Source organism: Desulfovibrio sp. An276, from assembly GCF_002159665.1.
Taxonomy (GTDB): Bacteria; Desulfobacterota; Desulfovibrionia; order Desulfovibrionales; family Desulfovibrionaceae; genus Desulfovibrio; species Desulfovibrio faecigallinarum.
The window spans coordinates 1-17,179 of record NZ_NFJC01000027.1 but is presented as its reverse complement, the minus strand read 5'-3'; the positions used below and the strand labels follow the sequence as shown (position 1 = coordinate 17,179).

The 17,179-nt window shown below is 57.2% G+C and carries 14 protein-coding genes; 5 read left to right on the top strand and 9 right to left on the bottom strand.

Features of this window, described 5'->3' with window-relative positions; genetic code table 11:
- Positions 1–92 precede the first annotated feature (92 nt).
- From tssG to B5F76_RS10560, 8 genes are all read right to left on the bottom strand, one after another.
- Positions 93–1,121, bottom strand: a complete 1,029-nt coding sequence (tssG, locus tag B5F76_RS10600) for a type VI secretion system baseplate subunit TssG (RefSeq protein ID WP_087354343.1) — start codon at positions 1,119–1,121, stop codon at positions 93–95.
- Entirely contained in the window at positions 1,085–2,788 is a 1,704-nt protein-coding gene (tssF, locus tag B5F76_RS10595) for a type VI secretion system baseplate subunit TssF (protein WP_087354341.1), read from the bottom strand. Before tssF ends, tssG begins: the two co-directional genes overlap by 37 nt.
- A 74-nt stretch (positions 2,789–2,862) precedes the next feature.
- Positions 2,863–5,901, bottom strand: a complete 3,039-nt coding sequence (locus B5F76_RS10590; RefSeq protein WP_087354339.1) for a type VI secretion system Vgr family protein — start codon at positions 5,899–5,901, stop codon at positions 2,863–2,865.
- A gap of 239 nt (positions 5,902–6,140) precedes the next feature.
- Positions 6,141–7,766, bottom strand: coding sequence for a class I adenylate-forming enzyme family protein (locus tag B5F76_RS10585; RefSeq protein WP_087354337.1), 1,626 nt, complete (start codon positions 7,764–7,766; stop codon positions 6,141–6,143).
- A 3-nt stretch (positions 7,767–7,769) separates the two neighbouring features.
- On the bottom strand, positions 7,770–9,020 hold the full coding sequence (locus tag B5F76_RS10580) for a beta-ketoacyl-[acyl-carrier-protein] synthase family protein (RefSeq protein ID WP_087354335.1): 1,251 nt from the start codon (positions 9,018–9,020) through the stop codon (positions 7,770–7,772).
- 28 nt (positions 9,021–9,048) lie between these two features.
- The gene (locus B5F76_RS10575) at positions 9,049–10,317 is read right to left on the bottom strand and encodes an O-acetylhomoserine aminocarboxypropyltransferase/cysteine synthase family protein (RefSeq protein WP_087354333.1); all 1,269 of its coding nucleotides are present in this window, start codon (positions 10,315–10,317) and stop codon (positions 9,049–9,051) included.
- A 294-nt stretch (positions 10,318–10,611) separates the two neighbouring features.
- Positions 10,612–11,409 (bottom strand): MogA/MoaB family molybdenum cofactor biosynthesis protein, encoded by a 798-nt coding sequence (locus B5F76_RS10565; protein ID WP_087354328.1) that lies wholly within the window; start codon positions 11,407–11,409, stop codon positions 10,612–10,614.
- Positions 11,410–11,514: 105 nt separating this feature from the next.
- Positions 11,515–12,102: an FmdE family protein gene (locus tag B5F76_RS10560; protein ID WP_087354326.1), complete on the bottom strand. Its 588-nt coding sequence runs from the start codon at positions 12,100–12,102 to the stop codon at positions 11,515–11,517.
- A gap of 365 nt (positions 12,103–12,467) precedes the next feature.
- Here B5F76_RS10560 and B5F76_RS10555 point away from each other — a divergent pair, with 365 nt between their 5' ends.
- From B5F76_RS10555 to B5F76_RS10535, 4 genes are all read left to right on the top strand, one after another.
- Positions 12,468–12,914 carry an MOSC domain-containing protein gene (locus tag B5F76_RS10555; protein WP_087354324.1) on the top strand — a complete coding sequence of 149 codons (447 nt, stop codon included), beginning with the start codon at positions 12,468–12,470 and terminating at the stop codon, positions 12,912–12,914.
- Between the two features lie 184 nt (positions 12,915–13,098).
- Positions 13,099–13,263, top strand: a complete 165-nt coding sequence (locus tag B5F76_RS14925) for a hypothetical protein (protein WP_162608807.1) — start codon at positions 13,099–13,101, stop codon at positions 13,261–13,263.
- 338 nt (positions 13,264–13,601) lie between these two features.
- A complete protein-coding gene (modB, locus tag B5F76_RS10540) occupies positions 13,602–14,333 on the top strand; it encodes a molybdate ABC transporter permease subunit (RefSeq protein ID WP_087354318.1) in 732 nt (243 codons plus the stop codon).
- Positions 14,330–15,094 (top strand): ATP-binding cassette domain-containing protein, encoded by a 765-nt coding sequence (locus B5F76_RS10535; protein ID WP_239407030.1) that lies wholly within the window; start codon positions 14,330–14,332, stop codon positions 15,092–15,094. Before modB ends, B5F76_RS10535 begins: the two co-directional genes overlap by 4 nt.
- Before the next feature lie 3 nt (positions 15,095–15,097).
- Here the strand turns inward: B5F76_RS10535 and B5F76_RS10530 are convergent, their stop codons facing one another.
- Positions 15,098–16,102 (bottom strand): TOBE domain-containing protein, encoded by a 1,005-nt coding sequence (locus B5F76_RS10530; protein ID WP_087354316.1) that lies wholly within the window; start codon positions 16,100–16,102, stop codon positions 15,098–15,100.
- A gap of 191 nt (positions 16,103–16,293) precedes the next feature.
- Here B5F76_RS10530 and modA point away from each other — a divergent pair, with 191 nt between their 5' ends.
- Entirely contained in the window at positions 16,294–17,052 is a 759-nt protein-coding gene (modA, locus tag B5F76_RS10525; protein ID WP_087354314.1) for a molybdate ABC transporter substrate-binding protein, read from the top strand.
- Positions 17,053–17,179: the final 127 nt, after the last annotated feature.

Below are 17,179 nucleotides of genomic sequence, written 5' to 3'. Positions count from 1 at the left end.
AGCCTTTTTTTATCCCGGACGCCAGAGGAAAAAAAGTGGCGAACATATTGCAAATGCAACAAAAAAGGCAAAAGCCAGGGGCTTTTTGGGTCTCATGGCCTTCCCCGGGAAGGGGTGAAGCGAAAGCTGCGCATGCGGGAGCCTTCCAGTTCGCACAAAAAGCCCGTGGCTCCCAGGCGACAGCCGCCAAGGCTTGCGGTTTTGTAGGTGCCGGCCTTCAGGTGCAGCACAATATCCCAGGCCAGGGTACTGTGCAGATAGCGGCGAATGATGGCTCCCATTTGGGCAAGTTTTTTGCCTCCGGGAAGAAAGTCCGCAACGTCTCCTTCCTCAAGATCACGCACATGGACGCGAAATGCGCCTTCAAGATCGACTACGCTTGTACCAATGACGTCCTCGCCAAGGAGCATGAAGCCAAGGCGGGGGCGTTGCCAGCCAGGTATGGACACAGTTCTTGGCAGGCACTGTTCGATGTCAAACCTGCCCGCCCCAAGCAGTATTTTCAGAGTGAGGGCAAGGCCGTGGGCCGAGCGCGTATGCCTAAGAAAGATCGGGATGCAGGAAAGATCCGCGTAGCCTGCTCCTGCCTCCTTCTCAAGGCCGGAAAGACCAAAGCCGAGCAGGGCTCTTTGCAAAAGAGCCAGGTCCTTGTCCCCTTCCTCCAGGGTGCGCTGCCCAAGCTTGTAGGCGTTGAAGGCGCGGTAGTAGAGGACATAGAGCGCCTGATTGAAGATGTCGAGAAAGCGCCTGCTCTCGTCGCGGTCTTCCCTGGCTTCCTCGATGAGCTCTTCCGTGTAGAAGGTGGGCAGGGGGCTCGACGCACCGTAGAGGGAGAGGAAGGTCACGGTCATGGCGTAGCGCACAGGTCCAGTGGCGTCCGTCTTTTCGGATTCTTGTGCTGGCTCAATACACTTGAGCGATGCTATGTCCGTGCCTGGGTGCGCCAGGGACAGATCCGGAGAAATGGACAGCCCGTGGCGCAAAAAGTCCTCGGCGCTCTTCCATTCTCCAGCGTGGTAGTTGCATAAAAGGCGCACGGCCTGGATAAAGCTGAAGGACCTCGGCCTTGCGAGCAGGTTTTCAATCACATGAGCCGGCGGCTGCCCAGTCTTGGCTTCCATGAGAGTGTCTCTCCGCTTGTCAGATCCGTTACTTCAAGGCGCGTGTAGGTATTGATGGTCGCGTACTGGGCAAGAACTTCGTCCAGCACAAGGCCGAAAAGAAAGCGCTCTCCTGCCCTGGCAAAGCACTCTCCGGAAAGTTTCAGGCAAAGGCGCTGCCCATGCACAAGGCGTCCGCGCGACAGATATTCCTCGTTTTCGCAGGAAAAGTCCTGTATGGCCTCTATGCGCTCCCTGTTCAGGGTCAGACGGGTGGGATCCGGGTCTGCAGCCGGAAGCCACAGGGTGAGATATTCCTTCAGGGCCTTGGTGTTGGCAAGGGGGAGCATATTGGCGTGCAGGCAGGAAAACAGGCGCCACTTGAGGCTTGTGTCGTCCGGGGCCGGCATGGCTGGCGAGGGGGGCAGGATATTTTTGAAGGTGACCATGGCAGGACTTGTGTCCGTGGGAACGCGGATGTCGCCCTCGTGGAGCTGCAGGGGGAGTGTGTGGTGGAAGCACAAAAGCTCGCTCACCAGGGTTTCGCCATCTGCAGGACCCTGGCCGCCATTGTAGAGCAGGGACACATAGTGTTCCATGCGGCCGTTTATCTGCGATCTTTTTCTGCGCACCGTATAAGTTCCTGCCGATGCATCCTCCCTAAAGCTCGTGTAGGGCTCGTACACATGGTGCTCCTGGCCACGCCGTATGCCTGTGAGCTTGCGTATGGTATGGATTTCAAGCTGCCGTGCGCTGTCCTTTTGGGGGGAGAGGCGGTATTCCTGCCTGTCCTGGCGCAGGATGAAGGGATCGCTTGAGCAGGGGAGAAGGTTGGTTGCGCAAACCACATTGAGCTGCAGGAGATTGGGCGAGATATGGCGGGGGATGTCGCCTGCGCGCATAAAAAAGCGTACGATAACGCGTGTGGCTGCCGCAGCCCTGGCGAGGGTTGCTGTGCCAGCAAGGCGCAGGAAAAGATACTGTTCCGGCAGGACAAAGTAGTTGCGAAGCCTTGTGGCGCTTGGCAGGGGCGAATCTTCGGAGAACAGGGTCCAGGCCGGCAGCTCGCAGGAAAGGGCGGAGGGGCCAAGCACAAGCCTCTCGCTTTCTGCCTCAATCTCTATCCGTGTGCAGCGCGTTGCCAGAAGGTAGAGCCACTGACAGGCTGAGCCGAACGTGTCGTGCACATGGATGGTGAATTCCCCGGGCCACCAGTTTCCAAGGCCTGCGCAGGCCTGGATGGTGGTCTCTACAATGGCTTCTCCTGTCCTTTGCTCAAGGATCCGTGTGGAAGTGCCCGTGACGGGGTAGATGTCCAGGGCATGGCAGGGGGTGTAGGTGCAGCGTGTGCCCGCCACTTCCACGCTGTCCAGCTGATTGCCTGGATGAAGGCGCTGTACTCCCCTGACCTGACCCTGGGGAAAGAACTGAATGAGCGTTTGCGAGGGAACGGGTTTGAGCATGTGGGGGGCCGTGATATCGAGCAGGCCCTGCACGATTTCCGGAAAATTCTGGTCCAGGCGCTCGTTGACAAGACCGCAGAGAAAGGCCGTGGCCTCGAGCAGGCGTTCCACGTCTGGATCCGTGCTGCGCGAGGCAAGCAGGGGAGCTATGGCAGGATGCTCTTTTGCGTATTCTGCCCCAAGCTCACGCAAGTAGGACAGTTCTTCCAAATAGTAGTTCTTCATCAACAAATCCTAGCGCAGTCTTTCTGTATTTGTGCAGAAAGTGCCATCCTCCCTGTTTCTGGTCAGCATTTGCATCAACCAACCTGTACCAATGCTGGAGTACACTTGACCTTTCCGGATCCGGCACTGATGGTGACGTCAGAATTGGCAGAAATCTTGATGTTTGTGCCCTGAACGGTCACGGAGGAGTTGCCATGGAGAGAGATTTCGTTTGCCTTGGCCGTCATGGGCTTGCCTGCTTGCATACTCAAAGACTGTTGCGAGTTTTTGAGTTCCAGGCTTCCGTCCTTGCCAAGTAGGAGCCCCTGACTTTGTTCATCCCCAAGCTTGCATTCTTTGTCATCCATGGACAGGGAAAACTGTTTGCCACCTGCTGATGCCTTGTAGCGAACAATGAGGGAACTGTTTTGCTCAGCCTCGTTTTCCATGAGTGTCGTGCCCTTGTTCTTGAGGGTCAATGTACCCTCGTTGTCCAGGGTCATGGGGCCGTTTTTGTTTTCAATGGAAAGCTTGCTGTCCTGGGGCGTTCTCTCCATGGAAATGCTTGCTCCAGAACCGGCGTTCTGGAAGTAGTTTTCAACACTCTTGGCTAAATTTGGATATATTGCGATAAACCGCTGAATCTCTGTAACACTGTCATGCTCGGCTGTGCTCGACAGCACGATCTTGGGGGAACTGGCAGTTATTTTGTTAATGGACAAAATATTGGTGTTTTCTGTGGAGAGTTCATTAATTGTCTTTGCTCTCAGGGAAATCTCGTTCTCCTTGACCATATTGGCAAGCATTGCCGCAGGCTCGGACGCCTTTTTGTGTATCATGTCAAATGCCGCAAAGGTCATGCCCTTGCCTGCCAGATGGATGCCCTGTTCCTTTGCCGCGCTGACAATCGGCCCATTCTCGCTTTGTATGAGCATGCCCTTGGGACGCTCCCCTCTCAGGGCTTTGAGCAGAAGAATCAGGGCAGTCACTTCAGCTGCCAGCGCCTCGGCAGTGGCTGCCGTGTAACTGCGTCCCATTGAACGCTTCTTGTTGACATCTTCTTCTCCATCCACGCCCACGCCCAGGGACGCAGAGTCAAAGGCAAACTTTGGGAAAACCTGGAATAGCCAGAATCCCATGTACTTGGCTACATCGGTTCCGCTGACTCTGGTATTGAGTTGAAGTTCCGATGCCTCGTCGTCCGAAGAAAGCACTGCCGAATACTGGGATTCTGAAATTTCCTTGGCCATATCATAGGTAAATACGGTCTGAGCCAGGGTCTTGAGCACAGTGGCTGAATAGGAGAGGCCATCGAGAATATTTGAAGTCTTTTGCTCTTCCTTCTCTTCCTTCCCTTCTTCCTCTTCTGGTTCCACATACTTTTCGCCCCATTCGAGCCCACTGGCAGCCTGCATGCATCCGCGCAGGCAATTGGATCTGAGGTTGCTGAAGACGCCGTGGTCCGCCTTGATCACCTGGCGGAAACCGGCTTCCAGATTGTGGGATATGCCAGCTTCAATAAGGGAGGAGGTGGTGAAGGACTCGAAGGCATTGTCCGAGAACTCCAACAGGGCGTCCGTGCTTCCCGAGGACATCATGAGCCCGGATCTGCCGCCTGTGCCAAGAACAAGGCCCTGTTTTGTCCCCATGTCGTTGAATGCAAGACCGTTTCCTCCGGGTGTTTGTATGGCCGCAGCCTGCGCCGAAGAGGGGTTTTCCATAAAACCGCTCTCGGGATTGCTCATGGCACCGGCTATGACGGGCCTGTCCGGATTTCCGTCTACAAAGGCTATGAGTACCTCGACGCCTGGCGTAAGCGGGAAGGAGAAGCCGTGCCCCTTGCCCACATGGGGCTGCATGCGTCTGACCCAGCAGGAGGACTTGCCTGGAGCGTTTTCGGAAATGTCCTGCGGAAAGACCACCTTGTAGCAGCCCCTTGCATTGACCTCGGCCACTGCCGAATCCGAGGACGAATCGATAAAGGCCGTGAGCATGCCCGCGACCTTCTTGCGCTCGGTCCTGCACTGGGGACGAAACTGCACGTTGGAGGCTACGCAGGAAAAGGAATTTCTGTAGTAGAGACGATCCGCGTTGTCTATGGGAACGCCAATGGCCTGGGAGAGCCAGGCCTCCTGGCTTCCTTCGTGGCGTACCTCTGTCAAAAGATATTCCCTGTTGAATGATGTGTCGTAGTGTCCTTCAAGGTTGAAGCAGAATCCCGGGCGCAGGTGCGGGTTGGCACTTGTGCCCTGAAAGACGCGGCTTTGGCAGCGCAGGCTCTCTGCCCGAAGGTTTGCCAGACGATTGCCTTCCTCTGTGCTCGTGAAACCCTCGCCATAATAGTAGACGTCGCCCATGCCGTTTTCGGACACAATGCTTTTGCCGACTACGGGCCTGTTGGGATTGAGCCAGTCGTACTCGCGCAGGATGACCCGTTTGGGCAGCGGCGTGCAGGCCAGGGAAAACGAGGGAATGACCTCTTCCCTGTGCGCGTTTTCAAGGCCCGATCCCGGAGAATAGCGCAGGGGATTTACTCCCTCCACATTCACGTGCGTAAGCCTAGAATCCGTGATGACAAGACGCTCGCCGTCGTTCGCTTCTTCGAAAAAGTAGTAGAGGCCGTCCCGCTCCATTTTCCATGCCATGTAGTCGTAGAGCGTCTCGTTGTTCTGCATGGAAAAATCCTGCTTAAGATACTCTTGGGCCAGACGGAATTCGTACTTCGGGCAGCAGCGTTCCAGCTTTCCCAGGCACTGTTCAAGGATTTCGCGTACATTTTTGTCGATAAAGAAGTTGTTCTGTACGGTTTTGGTCGCGTACCACAGCCCGGGATGCAGGGTAACCTCGTAGAATGTCCAGTCGTTGTAGCGCGAGGTCTGTGCAATGCTGCCAATGTAGCCGCTGAAAACAGCGTCCCTGCCAGAGTCTCCCTTTTTGATGACAAATCTGGCCCTTGAAGCCAGCATGTCCTCAAGGGGAAGGCTGTCCAGCTGTGTGGCCAGGGATATGTTGAAGGAATAGAGCGAGCTTAGGCCCTCTGTGCCATGAAAGCGCAGGACCAGCAGAGCATGATCCCGGGACAGGGCGTCCGAGGTGAAGGAGAAGCGTTCCCTGGAAAAATCTTGTGTGCTCATGGCTGACTCCCTGGAGTATCCGTATGTCCGAAATTTCGGACTACGGCGTGCAGGGCAGTCAAAAGCCCTGCTGGGCAAGGCATTGCGAAAGAGAGTAGGGGAGGTGATGGGAAGGAGACTTTGAAAGGCTCCCAAGAGGGGGAACTGCGGGGCCAGCCCGTGGCGGGCGGCCCCGAAAATTGGATTGTGCGGAGTTGAAGATTCCGGAAAGGCTAAAAAGGGCGAAAAAAGAGACAGTGTTAGAAGGTGATGCCCTCGGGCATCTTGTGCAAGAGCTTGCCTGTGGCGTTGTGGGGCAGTTCATCCACAAACTTGTACATGCGTGGACGCTTGTAGGGGGAGAGCATGGGGTGCTCAAGGCAGTACTGCTTCATTTCCCTCTCGTCCAGGGATGGATCGCTTGCCTTGATGAGCGCTACCACAATCTGGCCGCGCTTCGGGTCCGGAATACCCAGAACAAGGCTTTCTGCAACCTTGGGATGCTCGTTCAAAATGGCTTCCACCTGGGTCGGGTAGATGTTTTCGCCTGCAGAGACGATCATGTCGTCCTTGCGGCCCACAATGGTAATGTAGCCGTGCTCGTCCCAGGTAGCCAGATCGCCAGTGTACAGCCAGCCGTTTTTGAACTTCTTCTTCGTGAGCTCCTCGTTCGCAAAGTAGCAGCAGGTGGATTTGGCAAGGCTTAAGATCGCCACCTCGCCCACAGTCGTGCCGTCCATGGGAGCCATGTCCTCGGGATCCGTCTGCCCTTCGGTGCTCAAGGTGAGCACGCGCACGTCGTCGTCCGTGCAGGGCGTTCCTGCAGAGCCCGCGTGTTCCGGCAGATCGTAGGGGCGCAGGAAGGTGTTCCACAGGGTTTCCGTGGTGCCGTAGCCGTTGTTGATGTGGGGGGTCAGAAGGCGCATGTAACGCTGGCAGGGCTCGCTGTCCAAAGGCGATCCCATGAGCACTATGCCGCGCAGGCAGGACATGTCCGTGGGGGCCGTTTCCTGCAGGCGGGCAACCATATTGATGACCGTAGGTACGCCAATGAGATAGGTGATACCGTAGCGGCTGATGTACTGCACTGCAAGGCGCGGGGCAAAGTCCCGCAATATGACCATGGCAGCGCCGCAGTAGAGAACAGGGGTCGGACCGCCTGCGTGCAGTCCCCCGCGGTGAAACCACGGGGTGAGGTTCATGGTGACATCCGTGGCATTCAGGGGAAAATGCATGAGAATGTCGTGTGCAGACAGGGTCTCGTTGAGATCGTTGATGGGCACAGCCTTGGGCAGATTGGTCGTGCCAGAGGTGAAAAGGCGTGTGGTCTCGTCGTAGATGTCCGCACTTTCCGGCAGGGGCGGATTTGTGTCCGGCATGCCCTTCACGAAATCCCTGAAGGTTGTGATGCCCTCGGGCGCGGTCCCGCTGTTTTCCAGATCCGCCATGACCACGGTCGCGGGCCTTTTTTTCACAAGCTTCAATGCCTCGGCTATGAGGGGCGCAAAGTCCTGGTCGTAGACAAAAACCTTGGGGGCAGAAGCGTCAAGGAGCAGGGCAAGCTCGCCTGGGGAGAGTCTGTAGTTCAAGGGCGCGCCCACAGCGCGCACCTTGTGGCAGGCGACATAGGTAAAGACGAATTCCGCGGAGTTGAGCAGGGCGTACATGACCACGTCGCCCTGGCCAACGCCGGCTTTTTGCAGGGCGTGGGCCAGACGGTTCGCGTCCTCGTTCAGGCTCCTGTAGGTCCACATGCGCGAGGTCAGGGGACAGTAGAGCGCCGGCTTGTCGGCCCTGCGCAAAACATTGCGCATGAAGCCGTTCAGCCAGAGGTACTGGTGTTCAAAGTTTTGCCTGAAAGCCTCGACGTCGTATGAATGCTGCAAGGGCTATCTCCTGTTGCCACTTTCCCGGGTGAGGATGATGCTGGAATTTTGCCCGCCGAAGCCGAGCGAATTGGACATTGCCGCGTGGATGTCTGCCCTGCAGGCCGTGTTCGCCACAATGTTCAGCGCACAGTCGGGATCGGGTATGTGGTAGTTGATGTTTGGGGGAAGTATTCCCGTCTGCAGGGCCTTGATGCAGGCTATGATCTCCGTGATGCCGCCTGCGCCCATCATGTGCCCTGTGGCTCCCTTGGTGGAACTGACCATGAGGTGGTCCGGGCTTTTCCCAAAGACAGCGTCTATGGCCAGTGTCTCCACCTTGTCGCCCATGGGCGTGGATGTACCATGGGCATTGAGGTAGCCTATGTCGGATGGAGCAAGGCCTGCCCGTTCCAGGGCAAGGTGCATGCATTTGGCAGCGCCAGCACCATGGGGATCCGGGGCAGTGATATGGTAGCCGTCCTGGGTGTTGGCAAAGCCCGCAAGTGTTGCGTAGGAGGTCACGCCACGCGCTTTCGCGTGCCGCTCTGTCTCGATCACAAGGGCACCCCCTCCTTCGCCGATGACAAAGCCGTCCCTGTCCCTGTCAAAGGGTCTGGAAGCTGCCTTTGGATCGTCGTTGCGCCTTGAGAGCGCCTTGGCTGCTGCAAGACTCGAGATGAGCACAGGCGAGAGGATGGATTCTCCGCCCACGACCAAGATGGCGTCCGCCTCGCCAAAATTGAGCAGCATCGCTGCTGTCATGATGGCGTCTCCGCCAGAGGAACAGGCCGTGTTTACGGTGATGCTCGGGCCGTGGAAGCCGCGGTCTATGGCCAGAATGCCTGCGGTCATGTTGCCGAGGACCATGGGCACAAGGCGCGGCCCCACCTTGTGCAGGGAGCCTGTGGAGAGCTGGGCCTGAGTGGCGGCAAGAGTGCTCATGCCGTCCATGGCAGTGCCCATGACAATGCCCACTCTGGCGGGATCGTCCACCTCCTCGAGACAGGCGTCCTTGAGAGCCTCCCTGGCAGCCACATAGCCGTACTTTGCGAAGAGGGCCATGTTGCGCTCGAGAGAGTGGGGGATGAGCTTTTGAGCGTCGAAGTCCTTGACTTCCGCAGCTATGTGCACAGGCAGATCGTCCACAGGGAAGCGGGTGATAGTGTCGATGCCGCAGATCCCGGAAACAAGGCTGTTCCAGTAGGCGTCCGTGCCTGTGCCGATGGGAGTCACGGCTCCCATTCCGGTGATGACAAGTGAGCTCTCTTGCATGGGTGTTGGTTTTGGGTGAATTTTTTGATCAGGCCTTGTCCAGAGCCTGGGCGAGGTCTTCCAGAATGTCGTCCACGTGTTCGAGGCCAACAGAAAGGCGCACAAGGCCCGGGTCGATGCCGCATTCGACAAGCTGTTCGTCATTGAGCTGGCGATGGGTGGAAGAGGCCGGATGCAGGACACAGGTGCGGATGTCTGCCACATGCACTTCCAGGGTACCGAGCTTCAGGCTGTCTATGAAGCGGGCTCCTGCCTCGCGTCCGCCTGCCAGGGTAAAGGAAATGACGCCAGCGCAGCCTTTGGGCAGATACTTTTGCGCAAGATGGTGATCCGGGCTTGTGGCAAGGCCGGGGTAGTTTACATGGCTCACCTTGGCGTGCCCTTCCAGGAAGGCCGCGACCTTCTCGGCATTGCGGCAGTGGCAGTCCATACGCTGGGGCAGGGTCTGCAGGCCAAGGTCCGTGTAGAAGGCGCCCTGGGGGGTCTGCACACAGCCAAAGTCGCGGATGACCTGCACGCGAGCCTTGACGATAAAGGCCATGTTTCCGAAATCCCTTGTGTAGACAGTACCGTGATAGGTGGGATCTGGTTCGGTAAATTCGGGGAATTTGCCGCTGGCCCAGTCGAATTTGCCGCTGTCCACGAGCACGCCGCCAAGCTGGACTGCGTGGCCGTCCATGTATTTGGTGGTGGAATGGATCACGATGTCCGCGCCAAAGTCGAAGGGACGGCACAGATACGGGGTCGCGAAGGTGTTGTCCACCAAAAGGGGCACATTGTGATTGTGGGCAAGGCTGGCAAAGCGCTCGATGTCGAGCACGGTCAGGGCAGGATTGGCAATGGTCTCGCCAAGGACAAGCTTTGTGTTGGGTCGGAAGGCTTTTGCCAGCTCCTCGTTGCTCTGTCTCTGGTCCACAAAGGTCACGTCTATGCCAAGACGTTTCAGAGAAGAGCCAAGCAGGTTGAAGCTGCCCCCGTAGATGGTCGAACTCGCCACAATGTGGTCGCCGGCCTGACAGATGGTGACCACGGCTGTGAAGAGCGCTGCCTGGCCGGAAGAGGTGGCGATGGCGCCCACGCCGCCCTCAAGAGCGGCAATCTTCTTCTCCACTGCGTCTGTGGTGGGATTGGCGAGGCGGGTGTAGAAGAAGCCTGCCTCCTGGAGGTCAAAGAGTCTGGCCACAGCGTCCGTGGATGTGTAGCGGAAGGTGGTGGACTGGGCTATGGGGAGCACGGACGGTTCGCCATTCTTTGGGCTGTAGCCAGCGTGAATGGCCAGTGTCTGAATGTGAGTCATGAGAATCAGCCTGTATGGGAAAAGCCCCGGGGGAGGGCCTCACAAAAAAAGGCAACAGGGCTGCCGGCACAATCCGGCGCACCATACGTTGCTTTTGGAAAATGTCTGTGCGAGAGGCGAGGCTGCTCTTGGGGGAAAGCGGCAGGAAGCCGGAACATGCAGCGATCGCTTGCAATGAAAGTGACATTTTCGCTTGACTGCCAAGCGGAGTCAAGTTTTTTTTGGGCAAATCTGCGGCGCAAACCCGCCCGGAAGGCCTCTTCGCGACGGACTGGCAAGAGCTTTCCTTATGCCCTACGAGCCGGATCCGCAGGGCGTACTGTCCCCGTGCAGCTTCTCAATGGTGTGCTTGAAGCAAGGCAGCACAGCCTCCAGGTTTTCCTGTACGGCCTTTGGAGAACCAGGCAGGTTGACCACAAGGCTTCGGCCTATCACGCCTGCCCTTGCGCGGCTGATGGCGCCCATGGGGGTCTTGGCAAGGCTTGCCATGGTCATGGCCTGGGCAAAGCCCGGAAGTTCGTAGTCTAGGACACGCGCCGTGGCTTCCGGGGTCACGTCTGTGGGGGCAACGCCCGTACCTCCTGTGGTCAGGATGAGATCGTAGCCTTCCACAAGGGCAAGGTGGGTGAGAAGGGCACGCAGATCGCTGGCGTTGTCCGGCAGAAGATAGCCTTGCGCATAGTCGATATCGAGAAAGTCGCGCACCTTGCTGGCCAAAACAGGGCCGCTTGCGTCCTCGCGCGTGCCAGCGTGGGTGGAGTCCGAGAGAGTTATCCAGGCAAGGCTTGTGCCTCGTTTTTCCGGAAGAAGAGCGATTTCTCCTGCCGGAAAGTCAACGAGGGCCGTGAGCAGGGGGCAGAAAAGCGCGTGGGGCCCGTCTGGGGAAGGCAGGAGCACGTGGCCTGTAACCACAAGATGGGCTGTCCCTGCCTCGTCGGCAAGGCTTGTGCCTACGGGCAGTTTGGGAAGGTCTGCAGGAGCGCAGGCCCTGCCCTTGCCAGAAAGGGTATGGCAGCTCACACCCTGGGGCCGGGCTGTGGCAAGAGGCAGCGTGGATCCTGCCGGGCAGGCAGTCAGATTGACAAAGAGCATGTTTTTCCCCTGTGGTTTTCGAAGGAGTTCGCAGCCCCGATAAGGGAAATTCAAACGTTCGGAAAAATCCGGCTTTCGGCAAAAAAGGGGCAGAAGCCTGTCGCCCTATTTGTAGTCGTAGCTTCTGCCTTCTGCGCACAGGGGACAGACAGTGCCTTGACTTGCGGGATAGGCTTCGTGGCATCCCGGGCAGACGGCAATAGCGCCCTTGCTCTTGCGCACAAGCATCTCCTGCTTCATCTGCACAGGTCTTGTGGATATCATGTCTGCTCCATGGGCCAGAATCTCGGCACGCAATGCCTCGCTGTCCTGTTCCTTCTTGGGCTTGAGCTTGAAAAACCATTCATGGGTCGCAGGAAAGGCCGCAAGCTTGTCCGTATCAAGATAGGCTCTGACACCTTCTCCCGTATACTTGTCGTACAAAACAATGGCAAAAACACCAGCGTCGTGTATTTTAAGCCAGCTGTTTCCTACAGTGCAGGGTGTCAGTATCTGGATCGCGTCTGGCAGGCACTGGGCGGATTCGCACAGTGCGTCAAAGATGCAGTCTTCGGGAAGTCCCATTCTCGCCGCATTCACCAGAAAGCCGCCCAGAAGGACGCCAGGGGCAGCGTGCCCGTGAAAGGCCAGTACCTTTTCCAGATATTCTTCGGGGGTGTATTTGCCAAGTAATGCCTTGTCTTCCTTGTCCATGACTACCTCAAAAAATGTGCGCCCAAAGCCAGAGGGGCGGAAAAAATGAACATATCCTTTTTCGTGACTATTTCTGGACAGGGAAGCCACGAGGATAGGGAGTATCGGGTCGAAGGAGCCAAAGTCCCGGTATTGCCTGTTGCCTCGACAAGTATATCTCAGAAGAAGGTGCCGGTGAAGAGCCGGGAAAATTGAGACAGCGAGGGGAGCGAGCGCAAGGTGATAGGGGCTTTGGAACAAAATTTTCCCGTTTTCCCCTGTTCCGGGAAGAAAAAAGGTGTTATTGGAAGGAAAGGACACAGCAGGGGGAGTGGTTGCAAGACCCTTTCCCGAAATCCGAACAAATCCACCCAAGGGGTCACATCATGCGGGTTGTTGCAGTCAATATCAGCGAGAAAAAGGGCACGCGCAAGCACAGCTGTCCAGAGGTCACTCTCATAGCCAATCACGGCATCGAGGGCGACTCCCATGCGGACGGTACACACAGGCAGCTAAGCCTGCTGGGCCAGGAAGACATAGATTTCATGAGAACGCTTGGCGCGGACGTGAAGCCAGGCGACTTTGCCGAGAACATCACGACCGAAGGCGTGGAACTTTCAAGCTACCCCATAGGGACACGCTTCCGCATAGGAAAGGACATTCTTCTGGAGCTCACCCAGATTGGCAAGACCTGTCACCAGGGCTGCGAAATCAGAAATCTGGTGGGTACCTGCATCATGCCCAAGAAAGGCATCTTCTGCCGCATCTTGAGCGGCGGTGTGGTGCGCCCGGGAGACAGCTTCGAGGTCTTGGGCAGCGAAGAAGGCAAATGATTTCGGCATCCGAAAAAACGGAAGAAAGTCACATACAAGGGACGGCAGCAGGCAACACAATGCCCTGGCCGTCCCTCTCTTTTTGACAAAATCGTGTCAGGGAGCCAAGGAAGGGCGAAAGAAGAACCTTCTGTCCATCTGTTCTGTTATCCCTGTTTCTCTCGTTGCGGACAAGGAAAGACCCATGCAAGTGGAAGGAAGCATCCTCAAAAAGCTCCGCAGAGAGATTGCCTCAGAAGGAAAGATGATGAGCGGGACAGAAAAAAGAGACCCCACAATACCTCCGGACATCAGAAAAGCAGCGGCCATGGTCTTGCGCGAGAGGGCAGTGAATCCAGATCTTTCATAAGCAGGAGATGCAGAGAAAGGCAAAAATGACACGGTTTTTGGGTGAACTTTCCCCAAAGTGGCACAAGCTTGGGAAAAAAGTCACGAAGTTGCAAAAAAGAAGGCCACTGCTTCTTCCGAAAGGCAAGTTCCCGTATTTTCAGACTGTACTTGCGATGTCCCGAAAAGGCTGCAGGGAAAGGGGGGCCAGAAAAGGCCCTGACAGGAGAGCAAGGGCCGGGAGATTGTGAAGAGACAAGAGGCTTCATTTTGCGCAAAAGCGTGTTTGTCTTGCGCGTTGAATGTCGCGTGCTATACTTGGCACGATTTTCTTTGCCTTTTTATGAGAGAGTATTGCCTATGTTCTGGGATCTTCCCGTGCCGCCCTGGTTTCCCATCTACCTTTCCCTGAAGGTGGCAGGGCTTGCGACACTTGTTGCCCTGATTTCGGGCCTGGCTGTGGCAAGATTTCAGATGCGTCGAAAATCCTTTTTTTCAAAGGTTCTCGATGCGTTGTGTACCCTGCCCATGATTTTGCCCCCCACTGTTCTTGGCTACTACCTCATATTGGTTGTCGGCCGCAGGGGCATTCTCGGCGAATGGCTGGCCGACATGAACATCGAGGTCATCTTCACCTGGCAGGGTGCTGTGATCGCTGCCACAGTCGTGGTCTTTCCGCTTATCTACAAGTCCGCGCGCGCAGCTCTCGAGTCCGTTGACCCACGCTACGAGGACGCTGCAAGGACGTTGGGGGCGAGCGAAGCCAAGATCTTTTTCCTTGTCACCCTGCCGCTTGCCTGGCGTGGCATTCTGGCCGGCTCCATGCTGGCCTTTGCCAGGGGCATGGGCGAATTCGGTGCGACCCTCATGATAGCCGGCAACATTCCCGGCCGCACCCAGACCCTGGCACTCGCCATCTACGACGCCTTCCAGGCAGGCGACGATCCCAAGGCTCTCTCGCTTGTGCTGCTCACGTCCTTTATCTGCCTGTCCATCCTGGTTGCTGCGGACTCCTTTTTGTCCGCACGCATAGGAGGCGAAAAAAGGTCACGCTCCAAGGCGAAAAAAGCTCAGACGGAGGCAAGCAAGTGATTTCTCTGCATGTGCGCAAAAAACTGCACGGAAACCATGGAGACTTTGCTCTTGTGGCGGACGTGGAATCCACAGCCTCGAACATGGTCTTCTTTGGCGCGTCCGGTTCCGGCAAAACCCTTACCCTGCAGATGATAGCAGGATTGATACGCCCAGACAGCGGCTACATCGAGGTGGACGGGGACGTGCTCTTCGATTCCAGATCCCGCATCAACCGTCCGGCCAGGACGCGCCATGTGGGCTACCTCTTGCAAGACTATGCCCTCTTTCCCCATTTGAGCGCCCTGGACAACGTGGGCTTTGCCCTTTCCGGCCCCCTTGGGAGGCTCACACCCAAAGCCAGAAAGCGCGCCCACGAGCTTTTGGAGCGTTTCGAGGTGGACAAGCTCTGGGACAGGCTGCCCGGAGAAATGTCAGGAGGCCAGCGCCAGCGCGTGGCCCTGGCAAGGGCATTGGCAGCAGAGCCCCGCATCCTCTTGCTGGATGAGCCCTTCTCTGCTCTGGATCCTCTTTTGCGTGTGCGCATGCGCAGCGAAATTCGCACTCTTCTCAAGGACTGGCAGATTCCTGTGACCATCATTTCCCACGATCCGGACGACGTTGAGGCCTTCGCGGACATGCTCGTTGTCTTTTCCGGAGGCCACGTCTGCCGCTGCGAGGACTGGTCCGTATACAAGGACAGCGGCGAATCCAGCAAGAAGGCCCTGCTTAATCTTGTGCAGGACATTCACCAGGAGGAAGGACAGGGGGCCTGTGCCTAGCCCCTATTCTTCGGGAAGCCCCAGCACCACCGTGAAGGGGCTGAAGGACACACAGGCCAGGCTTCCCTTCGCAAATCCGTATTCTTCCAGCTCGTCTGTGCTCAGTACCGAGCACAGTGTAGTCTTCTCGGCCACGTCAACAACCACGCTGCTCTCGACAACGCCCCTGTTGATGCTGCTGATTGTGCCGACAAAGCGGTTGCAGCCGGACATGGTTTCCTTTTCCTGCCCGTTTTGGGGAGCAATCATGATGAACGGAGCCTTGACTGTGGCGTTCAGGACCTGCCCCTCATGCAGGCCAAGACGCTGCACACTCTCCACAGTGATGAGGGAATGGACACGAATGCCCTGCAGGGTGGTGAGTTCCACGAAGGCCGTGACAGTGTCCACGACAAGGCGCGTGACAGTTCCCGTGAAGGCATTGCGGGCCGAGGAGCGCTTCAGGGCCTCCTGGCGCAGGTGGTTGTGGACGATGCGCCTTGCGTCATCGTCCGTGAAGCTGATGAAGCTTGCGGCCTGCACAGGGGATCGCTGGCCGAGAAATTTCTGGACTATATTGAGGGGGATATTTGCCTGCAAGAGTTCCGATGCCCTGGACTGACGCACGATCTGTGGCCCGACGCTGGCAGGATCGAGCCCGCACAAGGGGGCTATGGCGTAGAAGCGCTTTCTCACATAGCCCTGGTCCATATGGGTGATGCTGCCGCGCAGGCGCAGCATGCGCGGGGAATCAACCAGTTCGTGTATGGCCTCCATGGCCTTTTCCGGAATCTGGACCTCGCGTCCTCGGCTTCCTCCTATGCGTATGGTGCAGGTGGGATAGTCGAAATCCTTGAGGTCGTTGATCTCCAGAGCCTCGCCAAGGCGCAGGGCGCCGTGGCGGATGAGGAGGAAGACGAGCAAAAGCCGCTCGCGGCTGCGCAGCTGCGAGTCGTTGGGAGCGGATCTGGTCCATGAGAGCCATGCTTCTGTGAGCTGATGCAGTTCCTTGCTGGTAAGTTGCTTCATCCCAAAATATCCCTGGAAAGTGAAATCAATGCCCCTGTCCCCCAAGTCCCGGGCTATTGGAGGCGCTGTGCTCTATACCGGAACTTTTTTGCCTCGTATAGTCCCGGCCCTTGCGCCAAAATTGTTCAACCCGATGCCTGTGCCGCGTCTTGTGGGCACGGGCGACAACATCCCACAACAGGAGTTTTGTCATGAATCTCAAGAAATCCCTTCTTGGTCTGACCCTGGCAGCCGGCCTGTGCTTCGCAGGAACGGCCAATGCTGCCGATCTCTACGTGTCCGGCGCAGCGAGTCTTACCAACGCCTTCGAGGCTGTCAAGGCCGCCTTCGTGAAGAAGAATCCCGGCGTCAATGTCCTCACCAACTACGCAGCCTCCAATCCGCTGCTCAAGCAGATGCAGGAAGGAGCTCCTGTGGACGTGTTCGCAAGCGCTGACCAGGCGACCATGGACAAGGCCCAGAAGGACAACCTCATTGATCCTGCCACCCGCAAGAACTTTGCCCTCAACGACCTCGTGCTCATCGTTCCTTCCGACAGCAAGCTCAAGATCAAGGACGTGAAGTCCCTTGATTCCGCCAAGGTGAAGCGCATTGCCATCGGCAACCCCGACTCCGTGCCCGCAGGCCGCTACACCCGCGATGCCCTGACCAATGCCAAGCTCTGGGACAAGCTTGCTCCCAAGTACATCAACTCCGCCTCCGTGCGCCAGGCCCTTGACTACGTGTCCCGCGGCGAAGTGGACGCTGGCTTTGTGTACCGCACCGATGCCCTGAAGGCCGGTGAAAAGGTGAAGATCATCGCCAACGTGGGCGGCCACGAGCCCGTCTCCTACCCCATCGCTGTAGCCAAGACCGGCAAGAACGCCGCTGACGGTGCCAAATTTGTCGACTTCGTGCTGAGCGAGGAAGGCCAGAAGATCCTGGCCGGATTCGGTTTCTCCAAGCCATAAGCCTGAGTTCCCGGGTAAATTTTCTTACCACACATCGTGCCCCCTAAAAGTTTCCAACGCGGGGGTATTCCTTTGCGGGGTGAACCTTCAGGAGTTTGTAGATGTCGTTCTGAACCTTGGTCGGCTC

What these genes read in the sequence shown, in the direction of transcription:
- B5F76_RS10555 (WP_087354324.1), top strand. Translation starts at nt 12,468, where the DNA reads ATGCGGGTTGTTGCAGTCAATATCAGCGAGAAAAAGGGCACGCGCAAG.
- B5F76_RS10565 (WP_087354328.1), bottom strand. Translation starts at nt 11,409, where the DNA reads ATGCTCTTTGTCAATCTGACTGCCTGCCCGGCAGGATCCACGCTGCCT.
- B5F76_RS10530 (WP_087354316.1), bottom strand. Translation starts at nt 16,102, where the DNA reads ATGAAGCAACTTACCAGCAAGGAACTGCATCAGCTCACAGAAGCATGG.
- tssF (WP_087354341.1), bottom strand. Translation starts at nt 2,788, where the DNA reads ATGAAGAACTACTATTTGGAAGAACTGTCCTACTTGCGTGAGCTTGGG.
- modA (WP_087354314.1), top strand. Translation starts at nt 16,294, where the DNA reads ATGAATCTCAAGAAATCCCTTCTTGGTCTGACCCTGGCAGCCGGCCTG.
- B5F76_RS14925 (WP_162608807.1), top strand. Translation starts at nt 13,099, where the DNA reads ATGCAAGTGGAAGGAAGCATCCTCAAAAAGCTCCGCAGAGAGATTGCC.
- B5F76_RS10580 (WP_087354335.1), bottom strand. Translation starts at nt 9,020, where the DNA reads ATGCAAGAGAGCTCACTTGTCATCACCGGAATGGGAGCCGTGACTCCC.
- tssG (WP_087354343.1), bottom strand. Translation starts at nt 1,121, where the DNA reads ATGGAAGCCAAGACTGGGCAGCCGCCGGCTCATGTGATTGAAAACCTG.
- B5F76_RS10575 (WP_087354333.1), bottom strand. Translation starts at nt 10,317, where the DNA reads ATGACTCACATTCAGACACTGGCCATTCACGCTGGCTACAGCCCAAAG.
- B5F76_RS10590 (WP_087354339.1), bottom strand. Translation starts at nt 5,901, where the DNA reads ATGAGCACACAAGATTTTTCCAGGGAACGCTTCTCCTTCACCTCGGAC.
- modB (WP_087354318.1), top strand. Translation starts at nt 13,602, where the DNA reads ATGTTCTGGGATCTTCCCGTGCCGCCCTGGTTTCCCATCTACCTTTCC.
- B5F76_RS10560 (WP_087354326.1), bottom strand. Translation starts at nt 12,102, where the DNA reads ATGGACAAGGAAGACAAGGCATTACTTGGCAAATACACCCCCGAAGAA.